This is a genomic window from Maritimimonas sp. 2205BS37-2, assembly GCF_056591755.1.
In genome coordinates, this window is record NZ_JBWQOI010000002.1 from 828,409 (window position 1) to 843,078 (window position 14,670).

Here is a 14,670-nt window from a genome sequence, read left to right on the forward strand (position 1 = left end):
TTTTTTTAACTTAGAAGGAAAATAATTCTAAACCTCAAGAAAATGAACACAGAACAAGTTGCCAACAGATTAGTAGAAATGTGTCGTAATGGTCAAAATATGGAGGCCATGGAAGCGCTATATGCTGACAATGTAGTTAGTAGAGAAATGCCTGGTTATCCTCAGGAAGTAACTGAAGGAATAAAGGCTGTTTTTGAAAAAAGTGAAAACTGGTTTGCCAATGTTGAAGAGTTTCATGGTGTCAAAGTTTCTGATCCTCAGGTAGCAAATGATCATTTTTCTTGCACCATGTGGATGGATATAACCTTTAAGGACAGAGGGAGACAACAATTTAGCGAAGTTTGCGTCTATGGAGTAAAAGACGGGAAAATTGCCAGCGAACAGTTTTTTTATACTATGCCCAGTTAACACAGTATATAATTAACGTTTAAAAGCGACACAATTAACGTGTTGCTTTTTTTAATAAGAGCATTTTTATTTTAAAACATGAATCCCGCTGAAGACTATATCTTACAACAAGAAGAACCTTATAAATCAATTTTATTGCATTTACAGGTGCTAATTGAAACCAACTTTAAAGATGTTGAGCTCCGTTATAAGTATAGAATACCTTTTTATTATTTAGACGGTAAGCCTTTTTGTTATCTAAACATCCCTAAAAAGAAAGATTTTGTTGAGGTTGGTTTTTGGGCTTCGGCTCATCTATCAAAATACAATGAACATTTGGTTTCGGCAGGAAGGAAAGTTGTAAAATCTTTTCGTTATAAATCTGTTAGTGATATTCAACAAGAAATTTTTCTTGCTGTTTTAGAGGAAGCCTATAACGTAAATCATAAGGGCTTTTGGAAAGAGTAATTACTTTATTTTTAATCCAATTACAGGTTTACTATCAGAATAAATTGTAATTTTTGAAATAGCATCTTCTTTGATCTTTATTGTTGCTACATAATCCCCATTTTGTCTTTTATCTAGCTTAACCGGTTTTATATAAGTTGATCTGTCATGGCCATAAAACAAGCTTTTCCCCTTTGGCAAACTATCGAATAGGATGCTTATTTTCTTGTTCTCTTTTCGTATCATCTTCGTGTCTGATATTTTAACGCCATCAACAAAATAATAATGATAAAATAAAGGGCTATTAAAAAAATCCTTCTTTGTAACTAGTTCATCTGTTAGTTGCCATTTTCTTTCTACCGGAAGATGTGATTTGATAAACTCGTTTGGTTCCGTAAAAAAATAATAATCATCAATCTTCTTTTTATTGGAATAAAAAGCGCCCCAGGTGGCATCCAGTAAGTTCCATTTACTATTGATTTTCACAGCATTCCAAGCATGATCTTTATAACCTTTTATATTACCAATATCATCTAGACTGGTTTTACTATAACCGGTAACAATTGTAGACGCTATATGCAGCCTATCACATAGTTCCTTAAAGGTATAACTGTAGTCTAAACAAACACCTTTACCTGTTCTTAATAATTTCTTGATTCTATGAAGCCTCCGTCTTTTTAATAAATACTCTTTCTCATACGTACTTGATGAAACAATAATTTTTTTACTAAGATCAAAATTATCTTTAAAATAATCATATCTCACATTTATTGATAACCAACTGTAAATAGCACGTACTCTTTCTTCATCACTCTTAAAGTCATTCATTATTCTTTCGGTAAAAGTCTCGATATTATTAAAACTTTTCGGATAGCTTTTAACAATAATGTCTACGTCATCAAAATCTTGTGCAAGCGATTTTGACGAAATGAAAAAACATAAAAAAGTGAAAAATACCAATCTGATCATAGCACAGCCCTTCGCACTAAGATACTAATTTCATTTTGAAATTTTTATCTTATACTGTAACGCTGTTTGCCTGTTAGCAATAATGTAAAGTACGGTATCAGAATTTTTGGAAAAAGGAATATCAAATGTGCATTTGTTAGAATTACATCTCAATTCAATCTCTTTCGGGTAACGTTCTCCACCAAAAGCATAATGTAGTTGCACTCCGTTTTTTGGCTTTTCTATCTCGAATTCTATGGCCTCACCTAACTTGGTATTAATTTCTCCTGTTAACGGGCTTATTAATTTTATTTTATTCTTAAAATACCCTTTGGTGTAAACCGGAGCGTTAAAAAAAGCTTTTTTTGTTGGTTCGTTGTTAGAAAATGATAGTCCCTGTGAGCTTGGTAGATGTGTTTTTACAAAATCATCAGCATCTGTAAAAAAGTAATAATCACTAAAATTTTGCTTCCAAGTAGCGCCATTAGCTGAACCAGCTGCCCAAGTTACATCTACTAGTTTCCATTGGTTATTGATCTTTACCGCATTCCAGGCATGGTCTCCTATAGATGGATTTTTGCCAATATCATGTATATTAATTTTTGAATAGCCATCAATAAACAAGCACAAAATATCCATTAGTTCACAAGCTTTTTTAAACGTTTGCGCATATCCTTCACAGACCGCCTTATTATCGCTTAAGGTACTGTTAATGGCATATTCTTTAATTGCCCTTTGTTTTTCTAATAATTCTTGTTCATTAGAATACTGAAACCTTATTAATCGTTCACCAGTAAGGTATTCTTGCATATCATAGGTTATATTTAAAGCCAACCATGTAAATACTGCACGCACCTTGTCTGTATCTAATGAAAAATCTTTTTGAATTTGTGCAACCAAGGCCTCAACGGAAGCATATTTTTTCGGATACTGTTTTACTCTGGCATCTACACTAGCATAGTCTTGAGCCTGAATAACGGTAAAGGATAAAAAAAAGAATATGAGGAATGTTCTCATGCCACTTTTACAACATAAATCAGACCAAATTATTGTAATGCCCTCACAACTTTTCGGATCGCCGTGAGGTTACCAAGCAAGTTTTCTAGGTGATCTAAGTGTAACATATTAGCTCCGTCTGATTTGGCATTGGCCGGATCAAAATGTGTTTCCATAAACAATCCATCAACACCAGTGGCTATTCCTGCGCGCGCTATTGTTTCTATCATTTCTGGGCGTCCTCCGGTTACTCCACTTGTTTGATTAGGTTGTTGTAATGAATGTGTAACATCAAGCACCGTGGTTCCGAATTGCTTCATTGTTGGAATACCTCTAAAATCAACAATCATATCTTGATATCCAAACATTGTTCCGCGATCAGTAATCATTACATGGTTATTACCAGAATCAGTTACTTTTTTTACCGCATGTTTCATGCTTTCTGCACTCATGAACTGGCCCTTTTTAAGGTTTACAACTTTACTTGTTTTCGCCGCTGCCACAACCAAATCGGTTTGCCTTACTAAGAAAGCAGGAATTTGCAGTACATCAACATACTCAGCGGCTTTGTATGCATCTGAAACCTCATGTATATCTGTTACCGTAGGTATATCAAAATGCTGACCTACTTTCTGTAAAATCTCCAATGCTTTTTCGTCTCCAATTCCTGTAAAGCTATCTACACGAGAACGGTTCGCTTTCTTAAAACTGCCTTTAAATACATAAGGTATTTCTAGTTTATTAGTTATTTCAACCACACGCTCAGCAATACGCATAGCCATATCTTCTCCTTCTATAGCACAAGGGCCTGCAAGCAGGAAAAAATTACCGCTATTAGCATGTTTTATTTTAGGAATTGAACCAACATTCATAGTTAAAAAATTTTGACAAAAGTACGATATTTTAAACTAGTGTATTTATCCAACTTTTACAGGAATATAAGGAATGCGTTAATCATTTCTTAAACTTTCCTTTAGATATAATCTGTACTTTTAATTTTCGTTTAAACTACATTATTAGTATCATCTTTTATGAAGAAAAAGCTTAAAGTTTTAGGATTTACACTTTTGTTTATATTGTTCTTACTCTTAGTTCTCCCATTCGTTTTTAAAGGGAAAATTGTAGAACTTGTTAAACAAACAGCAAATAACAATATCAATGCTACGCTTGATTTTGAGCAAGCAGACCTTAGCCTATTAACCAGTTTTCCTAATGTTAGATTGCAATTGCATGATTTTTATATTGCAAATCATGGGCCTTTTGCGGGTGATACTTTAGTAAAGGCTTCTAAAATTGATCTAGAACTTCCCTTTAAAAGTTTATTCAGTAAGGCTTCAGAAGCAATTTCAATCAATGGTTTCTTCATTGATAATGCAGATGTTACTATTAAAATTGATTCTCTTGGAAATGCAAACTATGATATTGCAAAAAAGAGTTTAGAAAAGAACACTTCTGAAAGTGCTGAGTCAACGACTTTTTCATTCAACCTCAACGAATATCAGCTAACAAACAGTTCAATATCTTATAGTGATGTAGGTTCTAAAACCTCTTTTAAGATTAATGACCTTAACCATTGGGGTAAGGGTAATTTATCTGCCAATGAATCTATTTTAACAACTAAATCAAGCGCTTTTGCTACGCTTTCACTAGATAGTATCGACTATATAAGCCATCAGCGACTGATTCTTGATGCCGATATTAAAATTGACTTGAATGAGAATCGATATACTTTTTTAGAGAATTCGGCTAAGATCAATGAATTGCCATTAGTTTTTAATGGCTATGTACAAGTAAATGATGATCATCAAGAGTTAGATCTCACTTTTAAAACCCCATCTTCTGATTTTAAAAACTTCTTAGCACTCATCCCTAAAGTATACTCTAAAAATATTGAGGGTGTTACCACTACCGGGAACTTTGATGTTAAAGGTTCTATGCAAGGTATTATAGATGATACTCACATACCTAAATTTGATATTAAAATCAATTCAGATAATGCTTCTTTTAAATACCCTGAGTTACCAAAGTCACTCGAGAATATTCATATAAACACCGAAATTGTAAATACAACAGGGCTTTCAAAAGACACAAATATTAATATTGATAAGCTTATTTTTCAAATAGATGATGAAGTATTTAATGCCAAGGCAGAATTAAAAGATCTTATCAATAATATGAAGGTTAATGCGCAATTAAACGGTGTTATTGATTTGGCCAAATTAGCGCAAATACATCCCGCTGAAGCTTTAAAGGATTTACAGGGAGTTCTAAAAGCCGATATAGCTGCTGCTTTTGATATAAATTCTATCGAGCAAAAACGTTATGAAAACACTAAAATTTCTGGTAAAATAAATCTTTCAGATTTCGTATACAACTCGCACGAATTGGCAAACCCTCTACATATTGAAAAATCAACAGTTGATTTTGTTCCTAGAAGAGCGCATCTAAACCGATTTGATGCTACTATAGGAGAAACAGACATAAACCTAAAAGGAAATGTTGATAATATTTTAGGATTCTTGTTCAATAAAGAAACCCTAAAGGGTTACTTTAAACTGCAATCAAACAAATTTTTAGTAAATGATTTTATGTCTTCTAAAACGGAAGAAACTACATTAGAAGATGAACAAAAATCAGGTGAAGAAGAATTAAAAATACCTTCGTTTTTAGATGCAACGATCAATGCGAAAGCCACTACCGTGGTTTATGATAATATAAGCCTTAAAAATGTTTCCGGTGACCTTCGAATTAAAAATGAAACTGCTTCTCTTAGAAATCTTACGTCTGATGTTTTTGGAGGTAAGTTAGGTTTAGATGGATCGGTATCTACAAAAACAGAAACTCCTAAATTCGATATGAAACTAGATGTTAAGAGCTTTGATATTGGGCAATCTTTTACTTCATTAGATCTGTTTACTGCTCTTGCTCCTATCGCTAATGTTGTTAAAGGAAAAATTAATACGAATATTAGCCTTTCAGGTGATTTACAAAACGATTTTACACCTAATCTATCTAGTATTACAGGCGATGTTTTAGCACAACTATTTTCTTCTCAAATAAATACCAATTCATCAACTTTATTGCAACAACTTACAAGTAAGTTAGATTTCTTTGATGCGCAAAAGTTAAATTTGAATAACCTAAAAGCCTCCTTAGCATTTAAAAATGGTAAGGTAGTGCTTAAACCCTTTTCTCTAAACTATGAAGATATAGAAATAGCCGTTGATGGCAATCATGGTTTTGATAAAACCATAGATTATGATGTTGTATTTAATGTTCCGGCGAAATATTTAGGTAAAGAAGCCGAAAAACTACTTCAACAACTCAATACAGATGAGCAAAATCGTATTAAAGTGCCTATAACGGCATTATTAAAAGGTAGCTTTACGAATCCTTCTGTTTCTACAGATTTAAAATCGGCAATTACAGAACTGTCTAAGCAAGTTGCGAATAATCAAAAGGACAAGCTCGTTAACAAGGGTAAAGAGCAGTTAAACAATGCTTTAGATAAGCTCTTGAATAAGAATAAAGATACTGCTAAGGTAGATTCATCCAAGACATCTACTAATGCCGTAAAAGAAACAGCTAAAGATCTATTAAAGGGAATTTTTGGTAAAAAGAAAAAAGATACCGTAAATTGATTTAATCTTGTGCCTTGATTTCATAGGTGCTTATTTCGTCAAACTTCTAAACAAACTTTCTAAATCTTGATTTTTCACCTGTGATTGTAAAAGTTTTAGTCCGTTTTCTTGAGCAAAGTCAAAAACTACTGGTCGCATATCTTCGATAGTATCAAAGGTCAATTGCCAAGTAGTATTGTGCAAATTGATTGCTTTTATTAGTTTCGGAAGGTTTTTTAGCAATTGTTCTTCAACTCTTAAATCAAACGCCACCTCCAATAATTGTTCTTTACCTGTTTTGAGCTCATTTATTTTTTTATCGGTAACTATTTGACCTTTGTTGATAATAATTACACGATCACAAACCGCCTCTACTTCTTGCATAATATGCGTAGATAGTAGCACCGTTTTGGTTTTACCAATTTCGCGAATCAATCCTCTTATTTCAACTAATTGATTTGGGTCTAAGCCGGTTGTTGGCTCATCTAAAATCAGCACTTCAGGGTCGTGTAACAAAGCAATTGCCAATCCACATCTTTGGCGGTATCCTTTAGAGAGTTGTCCTATTTTTTTATGGCTTTCGGGTGTTAGTCCAACTTCCGAAACAACCTCTTCAATACGCGATTTTGAAATACCGTGTACATCTGCATAAAAGTGCAGATATTCTTTGACATACATCTCCAGGTATAGCGGATTATGTTCTGGCAAATAGCCTACAGATTTCTTTACGTCCATTGGTTGTTTAGATACATCAAATCCATTAACCTTAACGAAACCTTCGGTTTGAGAAATATAAGAAGTAATGATTTTCATCATTGTAGATTTTCCTGCACCATTAGGCCCTAAAAAGCCAACAATTTCTCCTGATCCAATCTTAAAACTTACTGAATCTAAGGCTTTTTGCTTACCGTAAACTTTTGTTACTTCTTGTACTTCAATAGACATATTTAAATATTAATTTAAGCAAATTAAAGAAATAAAAACAGCAAATGGAAAGAGGTGCCGAAAAAGCACCTCTTTTTAATTAAACTAAACCCTAATTAGTTAATTAAGAACCACACATCAAGCAGTCATCGCCTTCACCTTCTTTGGCTCTAGCAATCATTGCTCTATACTCTTCGGGAGTCATTTCTCCTCCTTCGGGTAATACCGCGTTTACTTGGGTTGCACCTGGTATTTCACTGGCTACAACTGGTTTTTTCTCTTCTTGTTTTTTAGATACTGTAAACTGAATAGCATTTACCGCAGATTTTGTTCTCAGGTAATACATCCCTGTTTTTAAGCCGCTTTTCCATGCATAGAAATGCATTGAGGTTAACTTAGCAAAATCAGCATCTTGCATAAATAGGTTTAATGATTGAGACTGATCTATAAAGTATCCTCTATGGCGTGCCATATCAATGATATCTTTCATGCTCATTTCCCAAACTGTTTTATATAATTCTTTTAAGTCTTGTGGTATTGATTCAATATGCTGAATAGAACCATTAGCACGCATGATTTCTTCTTTCATGCTATTATCCCAAAGATTTAATTTCACCAAATCTTCAAGTAAGTGTTTGTTTACTACAATAAACTCACCTGATAATACTCTTCTTGTATAAATATTTGATGTATATGGTTCAAAGGCTTCATTGTTTCCTAAGATTTGCGAAGTAGATGCCGTTGGCATTGGTGCAACTAGTAATGAATTACGTACACCATGTTTTTTAACATCTTTACGAAGCTTTTTCCAATCCCATCTTCCACTAAGGTCTTCTTCCTTTACGCCCCACATATTAAATTGGAATTCACCTTCAGACATTGGAGAGCCTTTAAAAGTTGAATATGCTTCTTTTGCTTTAGCAATTTCCATAGAAGAAGATACTGCAGCAAAATACATGGTCTCAAAAATATCTTGATTTAATTGCTTGGCTTCATCACAAGTAAATGGTAAACGCAATGTGATAAAAGCATCTGCTAATCCTTGAATACCTAAACCAATTGGTCTATGACGGAAGTTCGAATTTTCTGCCTCTTTAACCGGATAGTAATTTCTATCTATAACCGTATCAAGGTTTCTAGTTACTTTTTTAGTAACCTCATAAAGTTTTTGGTGATCAAAATACTTCTTGCCTTTTTCGTCTTCGGCAATAAACATAGGCATCGCAATTGATGCTAAATTACATACTGCTACTTCATCTTCTGCAGTATATTCCATAATTTCGGTACATAGATTCGAAGAACGAATTACACCAAGATTCTTTTGGTTCGTTTTTCTATTTACCGCATCTTTATAAAGCATATACGGTGTACCAGTTTCTATTTGTGATTCTAGGATCTTCTCCCATAAATCACGTGCTTTTATCTTCTTACGACCTTTACCAACTTTTTCATAACCTTCATATAGTTTTTCAAACTCTTCGCCGTAAGTGTCAAATAAATGTGGGCATTCATTCGGGCACATTAAGGTCCATTCTCCATCTTCTTGAACACGTTTCATGAATAAATCTGGAATCCACATAGCATAAAACAAATCGCGAGCACGCATCTCTTCTTTACCATGATTCTTTTTTAAATCAAGGAAATCGAAGATATCAGCATGCCAAGGTTCTAAATACACTGCAAATGAACCTTTACGCTTTCCACCACCTTGGTCTACATAACGAGCGGTATCATTAAATACACGTAGCATTGGTACAATACCATTTGATGTACCGTTTGTACCACGAATATAAGAGCCTGTTGCTCTAATATTATGGATAGATAAACCGATACCTCCTGCAGATTGAGAAATCTTAGCTGTTTGCTTTAACGTATCATAAATTCCATCAATACTATCATCTTGCATTTGTAGTAAGAAACAAGATGACATTTGTGGTTTTGGAGTACCAGCATTAAATAATGTAGGTGTTGCGTGTGTGAAGTATTTTTTACTCATTAATTCGTAAGTAGCAATAGCTTCATCAATATCTTCTTTATGGATACCAATAGAAACACGCATCAACATATGTTGTGGACGTTCAACAATTTCTCCATTGATTTTCAATAGGTAGGAACGTTCTAATGTTTTAAATCCAAAATAATCATACCCGAAATCACGATTGTAGATAATGGTAGAATCTAATTTATCTGCGTTGGTCATCATAATTTCGTAAACATCATCGGCTATCATCGGTGCCTTTTTCCCTGTACGTGGGTTTACATAAGTGTACAGGTCTGTCATGGTTTCAGAAAATGATTTTTTGGTGTTTTTATGTAGATTAGAGACTGCTATTCTTGCCGCAAGTTTAGCATAATCAGGATGTTGAACTGTCATGGTTGCTGCAATCTCAGCAGCTAAATTATCAAGTTCAGAAGTAGTAACTCCGTCATATAAACCTTCTATAACACGCATTGCTACTTTTACCGGATCAACTAAATTATTTAATCCGTAACACATCTTTCTTACCCTCGCGGTAATTTTATCGAACATTACAGGTTCTTTCCTGCCGTCTCTTTTTACTACATACATATTCTACAATTATTTAGGTTAGGTTATGGGTTTATTTTTTTTTAAAACTAAAAGCGATTCTATTAAAAATCAGCATCGAAACTAATTGCACCAGTGCCTCCTGATTTTACTCCTGCCTTTTGATATTCTGACACGCGCTTTTCAAAGAAATTTGTTTTCCCTTCTAAAGATATCATCTCCATAAAATCAAATGGATTGGTCGCATTGTATACTTTCTCACATCCTAATTCAACCAATAATCTATCAGTAACGAATTCTAGATACTGCGTCATTAGTTTTGCATTCATTCCAATTAGGCTCACGGGTAAAGATTCGGTAACAAAATCACGTTCAATGTCTAGCGCATCAATAATAATTTCTTTAATTCTTTCTTGCGGAACTTTATTAATTAAGTGATTATTATGCAGGTGAACAGCAAAATCACAATGCATTCCTTCATCACGAGAGATTAACTCATTTGAGAATGTTAACCCTGGCATTAAACCTCTTTTCTTTAACCAGAAAATAGAGCAAAATGCCCCCGAAAAGAAAATTCCTTCAACGGCCGCAAACGCAATTAATCTTTCTGCAAAACTTGGCGATTCAATCCATTTTAATGCCCAATCGGCTTTACGTTTAATTGCAGGAAAGATTTCAATCGCTTTGAATAATCTATTCTTTTCCGTTTCATCTTTTACATATGTATCGATTAATAATGAATAAGTTTCTGAATGAATGTTCTCCATCATAATTTGGAAGCCGTAAAAGAATTTCGCTTCACTATATTGAACCTCATTTACAAAATTTTCGGCTAAATTTTCATTTACGATACCATCTGAAGCCGCAAAAAAGGCCAAAATATGTTTAATAAAATAGCGCTCATCATCATTAAGCTTAGCGCTCCAGTCGGTAAGATCTTGGTGTAAATCTATCTCTTCGGCTGTCCAAAAGCAGGCCTCTTGTTTTTTGTACCAATCCCAAATATCATGATGCTGAATGGGAAAAATGACAAATCTATCGTCGTTAGGTTGTAAAATGGGTTCTATCTGTGACATTTTATTAGGTTTAAATCGAAAAAATGGTGAGTGGATTTTTTACTAAAATCGGCTGAAACAAATATTCGATTTTTCGGCGAGAAATTAAAGAGCTAATTATCCACAATCAACGGTAAGTTTTTAACATGCAGGCAAAAATCTTGTTTACAATTAACATTTTGTTAACATGTAAATTACTGATTATCAATAATTTAAAAAAATGAATTTTTCACAAACAGCGATGTTTACTGGGCTCATCGCCATTCTGCGTAAAAGGCCATAATGCCAATTAAAAATTTGTAGAATTTTGGGTTATTGTAAAATAATTTTTTTACTAATAATATTCCCTCTAATTTTTGCCCTTAAAAAATAAACTCCTCGAGTAAGATTTGTTAGACTAATTACATTTTGCTCCTTAGCTTCAACCAATTTTTTATCATATAAATCATATAAGGCCAATTCTGTTATGGCTTGTGTAGTTTTTATGGTGATAATTTCTCGTTTAACATCAATACTTAAATTAATTTTAATAATAACATCAGCCTTGGCAGTAGTAGTTTCTTTTACAGGTTCTGTATACGCATACATAGCAGAGCAATAATTGCCTGAAGCGTTTAACGAAGGAAGGGCGGCAACATTTAAAACAATAAACGTAGCCAATACATATAATTTCTTTTTCATAGCAAATAGATTTAAGAAATATGTTATATCGTTGGCTAATAACATACTAAATATACAAAAAATATCTTTTTCTTTCTAGTAAGTTTTACAAATGGTTACAATCAACTTACAATTGGTAATTATATCACCAAAATCAGTTCTAAATCAAAATATTACTATTTGTTAAAGTAAGACACTTTTACAAACTAATGGTTTAAATATGTTACCTATAAGCCTTAATTATAAAATAAAACCCAAGAACAAAAAGTAGAAATCCTATTCTTTATCTTCTTCATAACAATTCGGTTGTTAACCGACAGTTCTTGGGTTTCATAGCACAAGGTATTTGTTTAATTCAATATAATTTTCTTGCTAATTAATTCATTTCGGCTTTTTGCTTTTAACACATAAATTCCTTTTGAAAGTGGTGCAAGATTAATTTCATTCTTATTCTTTACTTGAAGGACTTTCTTACCTAATAAATTATAAAGTGAGGCATTTTCTAATGGCTCTATAGACTGTATGTAGATCTTTTCTGTTGTAGGGTTTGGATAAACACTAATTCTGCCTTTTTCTTCACTAGAGGTACTTAGAACTTGAGAGGGAGACCAAAAGTTTAGTATGCGGAGAAATCCTACCCATTCACTACTTAATGCATCCCAGTTTTCAAAAATGAGCTCTATCTCATTATTATTAACATCAAATGTTCTTAATTGGCGTGTACTATTTACCCAGGAAGACAAACTATTACTCCATTCTTGAGAGGTAATTTCAAGAATGTTATTGTTTGCATCGTAAACCTGCAATACTCTATTCGTATTTACCCATATCCCGCCAACTGAATTTTGATTTATAGTTTCATTAATTAAGTCATTTGCATTATAAAAAAATAGTTGCTGTTTAAATGGGTCTGACCAAGCGCTATTGCCTACAACCCAGGTCCGTTCTTCAGCGCGAGACAGTTGACTTGCATTATAAAAAAACTCAATGCGCTCATCATTTTGCCAATCATTCAAGGCAGTTATCCACTCTTGTTCTATACGTATCTCTGGATTATTCCCCATAAAAGTGGTTTCAACTCTTCGATCATTTACTTTGGCCATTAACACAAAATCCCAAATAGATTGCTCGTCTTCAATACTATTATTAAGGCCATCGTAAGCGAAATCATTTTCTTGTGTGAATTGCCAATCAACACCTAAGAAAATATATTGCGTAGCTATATCAATATTCTGACCATCATAGGTATTAGTTACTCTAGTTGCATTTTGCCAAACATCAGAAGTATTGTTCCAAGTCTGTTGAATACTTTCGGTGAGATTATTATCTGCGTTGTATTCTTTATTAAACTGATAAAAACTCTCCCATTCGGCACTCGTATTTAAAACCAATCGAATTAGGTGAGTTTCTTTAACACCACCATTAGTATAACTATATAATTCTCTGGTATTATGCTTCCATTCATCTAAAACATTATCCCAATCAAAAATATGTAGTGAATCTAGCCTGTGCGTTGTTTGTGCTATAACACTATATGTAGTGAAGAGGCACAAGAATAAAACAATCTTTTTCATAGCAATCTTTTATCTTTTTCCTTATTTCACAATTCCCCCGAAGGTGGTTACAATGTCTTCTTAATAAACCTCTTATTCATTTATTAAATGAGACATAAAGTAATATTTCGCGTCTGAAGGTAAAGCTGTAGTACTAGTTACATACTTTTTCTTCCAATAACGCCCAATTTCCGTTTGTCCGGTCATTCCTCTGGTTCCATTAACTTCCATTTTTACCAAATTCCATCCTTTTTTGAAATTTAGATCATGTATAATTTCTCCAAAGTTTTTTGTAGCTTCTGTTCTTCCTGAAATATTATTATCTCGCGTAACATATACCCAATATAACATATAACCAGATCCGGCATAATTAACACAACATGGTGAATTTAGATTTACAACAGGTTTTACTGTATTACCGATACTTATATAACCGAGTCTCTCTTCTCCTTTATAAACAGCTAATGAATGCCTTACAGAAAAATATCCAACATTCTTATCTGTATATTTTAAATCGGTCTCTTTTCTACCAACAACCTCTTCGCTTTCATGTTGAAAAGCACTCATTGGATTTATCGTTAGCTCATCTACTCTAGGAAAATTAATAGTAACCACACCATTAGAAGAAATAGCACCAACCTTTATTTCGTGCCATTTTCTATTTTGACCTCTATAGCCCGCTCTTATTTCGGCATTTCCAAAAGACCAATTCTTAAACTTACCTTCTACATTGCTAACTATTCTATTTCGCCAGTAAAAATCATTCTCTCCTTTCTTATTTGGTTGTGGTTTCTTTTTCGGTTTTGTTTTTTGTTGTTTTTTTCGTTCTGCTTCATATAATGCATCTTGCGCTTTCATCTGCTCCATCATTTTTTTCATTTCTGGAGTATTCAACATCTCTTTGACTTTCTTCTGAGCTTCAGCTGCCTTTTTTTGCGCCTCTTCGATTTGTTTCTTTTGCTCAGGTGTTAATTGAGCAATTAATGAACCGCCAATCATAAGGAATAAAAAAAGTAAGATGATCTTTAATCGGCTCATGTTACAACGTTTTAACGATTAATTCACCTTTCTTACTTGAAATTACTTTAGAACTTACCTTACCTATTGTAAACTGATCACCCGGAAAAAATTGATCACCCGGAAAAAATTGATCACCTGGAAAAAACTTCTTATTTGTATACATGGTAAGTGTTGAATTTAACGCTGGTAGAATTCCATTTTTAGAAGTAGTGTAACTTCCTTTAAGAAGACCTACGTAAAAATTACATCCAGGGTATTTCTTTGCTGCTTGGTATTTATCTAGTTTTTGAAAGGTGCTTAATAAGGCAACATTTTTCACCTTATTTGTTTTCTTATAAACCGCAAAGATGATTTTAGCTTCTTTAGTTATTCTACTTTGTGATTTCACCATAGAGAAACCAAGTACACATAATAATAAGGTTATTAAAGCTTTTCTTTTCATAGCATTCTAGATACATTTTATAAGCTCAAAAGTAAAGACGCTAATCAACCAGTGGTTCTACATATGTAACTAACTATGCAACATATGTAAC

At 33.3% G+C, this 14,670-nt stretch carries 13 protein-coding genes; 3 read left to right on the forward strand and 10 right to left on the reverse strand.

Annotation, left to right across the window (positions count from 1 at the left end; translation table 11 throughout):
- Positions 1 to 42 precede the first annotated feature (42 nt).
- Both AC1EUU_RS11145 and AC1EUU_RS11150 read left to right on the forward strand, forming a co-directional pair.
- Positions 43 to 408: a SnoaL-like domain-containing protein gene (locus AC1EUU_RS11145; RefSeq protein ID WP_480201500.1), complete on the forward strand. Its 366-nt coding sequence runs from the start codon at positions 43 to 45 to the stop codon at positions 406 to 408.
- 78 nt (positions 409 to 486) lie between these two features.
- Positions 487 to 855, forward strand: coding sequence for a DUF1801 domain-containing protein (locus AC1EUU_RS11150; protein ID WP_480201501.1), 369 nt, complete (start codon positions 487 to 489; stop codon positions 853 to 855).
- On the opposite strand, the gene AC1EUU_RS11155 is transcribed toward AC1EUU_RS11150, so the two are convergent.
- From AC1EUU_RS11155 to kdsA, 3 genes are read right to left on the reverse strand one after another with little or no spacing between them, the layout of a single operon-like run.
- Positions 856 to 1,803 (reverse strand): transglutaminase domain-containing protein, encoded by a 948-nt coding sequence (locus AC1EUU_RS11155; RefSeq protein ID WP_480201502.1) that lies wholly within the window; start codon positions 1,801 to 1,803, stop codon positions 856 to 858. It lies immediately after the preceding gene.
- Positions 1,804 to 1,833: 30 nt separating this feature from the next.
- Positions 1,834 to 2,799: a transglutaminase domain-containing protein gene (locus AC1EUU_RS11160; RefSeq protein ID WP_480201503.1), complete on the reverse strand. Its 966-nt coding sequence runs from the start codon at positions 2,797 to 2,799 to the stop codon at positions 1,834 to 1,836.
- A gap of 29 nt (positions 2,800 to 2,828) precedes the next feature.
- Positions 2,829 to 3,650, reverse strand: coding sequence for a 3-deoxy-8-phosphooctulonate synthase (gene kdsA / locus AC1EUU_RS11165; protein WP_480201504.1), 822 nt, complete (start codon positions 3,648 to 3,650; stop codon positions 2,829 to 2,831).
- Between the two features lie 159 nt (positions 3,651 to 3,809).
- Between kdsA and AC1EUU_RS11170 the strand changes: the two genes are divergently transcribed.
- The gene (locus AC1EUU_RS11170; RefSeq protein WP_480201505.1) at positions 3,810 to 6,419 is read left to right on the forward strand and encodes an AsmA family protein; all 2,610 of its coding nucleotides are present in this window, start codon (positions 3,810 to 3,812) and stop codon (positions 6,417 to 6,419) included.
- Positions 6,420 to 6,449: 30 nt separating this feature from the next.
- Here AC1EUU_RS11170 and gldA read toward each other — a convergent pair whose 3' ends face one another.
- The 7 genes from gldA to AC1EUU_RS11205 form a co-directional block, all read right to left on the reverse strand.
- Positions 6,450 to 7,343 (reverse strand): gliding motility-associated ABC transporter ATP-binding subunit GldA, encoded by an 894-nt coding sequence (gene gldA / locus AC1EUU_RS11175; RefSeq protein WP_480201506.1) that lies wholly within the window; start codon positions 7,341 to 7,343, stop codon positions 6,450 to 6,452.
- Between the two features lie 103 nt (positions 7,344 to 7,446).
- Entirely contained in the window at positions 7,447 to 9,891 is a 2,445-nt protein-coding gene (locus tag AC1EUU_RS11180; RefSeq protein ID WP_480201507.1) for a ribonucleoside-diphosphate reductase subunit alpha, read from the reverse strand.
- 62 nt (positions 9,892 to 9,953) lie between these two features.
- Positions 9,954 to 10,925, reverse strand: coding sequence for a ribonucleotide-diphosphate reductase subunit beta (locus AC1EUU_RS11185; protein WP_480201508.1), 972 nt, complete (start codon positions 10,923 to 10,925; stop codon positions 9,954 to 9,956).
- A gap of 291 nt (positions 10,926 to 11,216) precedes the next feature.
- Positions 11,217 to 11,585: a T9SS type A sorting domain-containing protein gene (locus AC1EUU_RS11190; RefSeq protein WP_480201509.1), complete on the reverse strand. Its 369-nt coding sequence runs from the start codon at positions 11,583 to 11,585 to the stop codon at positions 11,217 to 11,219.
- 329 nt (positions 11,586 to 11,914) lie between these two features.
- Positions 11,915 to 13,138 (reverse strand): T9SS type A sorting domain-containing protein, encoded by a 1,224-nt coding sequence (locus AC1EUU_RS11195; RefSeq protein ID WP_480201510.1) that lies wholly within the window; start codon positions 13,136 to 13,138, stop codon positions 11,915 to 11,917.
- A gap of 72 nt (positions 13,139 to 13,210) precedes the next feature.
- Entirely contained in the window at positions 13,211 to 14,155 is a 945-nt protein-coding gene (locus tag AC1EUU_RS11200) for an MCP four helix bundle domain-containing protein (protein WP_480201511.1), read from the reverse strand.
- 1 nt (position 14,156) lies between these two features.
- On the reverse strand, positions 14,157 to 14,579 hold the full coding sequence (locus AC1EUU_RS11205; protein ID WP_480201512.1) for a hypothetical protein: 423 nt from the start codon (positions 14,577 to 14,579) through the stop codon (positions 14,157 to 14,159).
- Positions 14,580 to 14,670 lie beyond the last annotated feature (91 nt).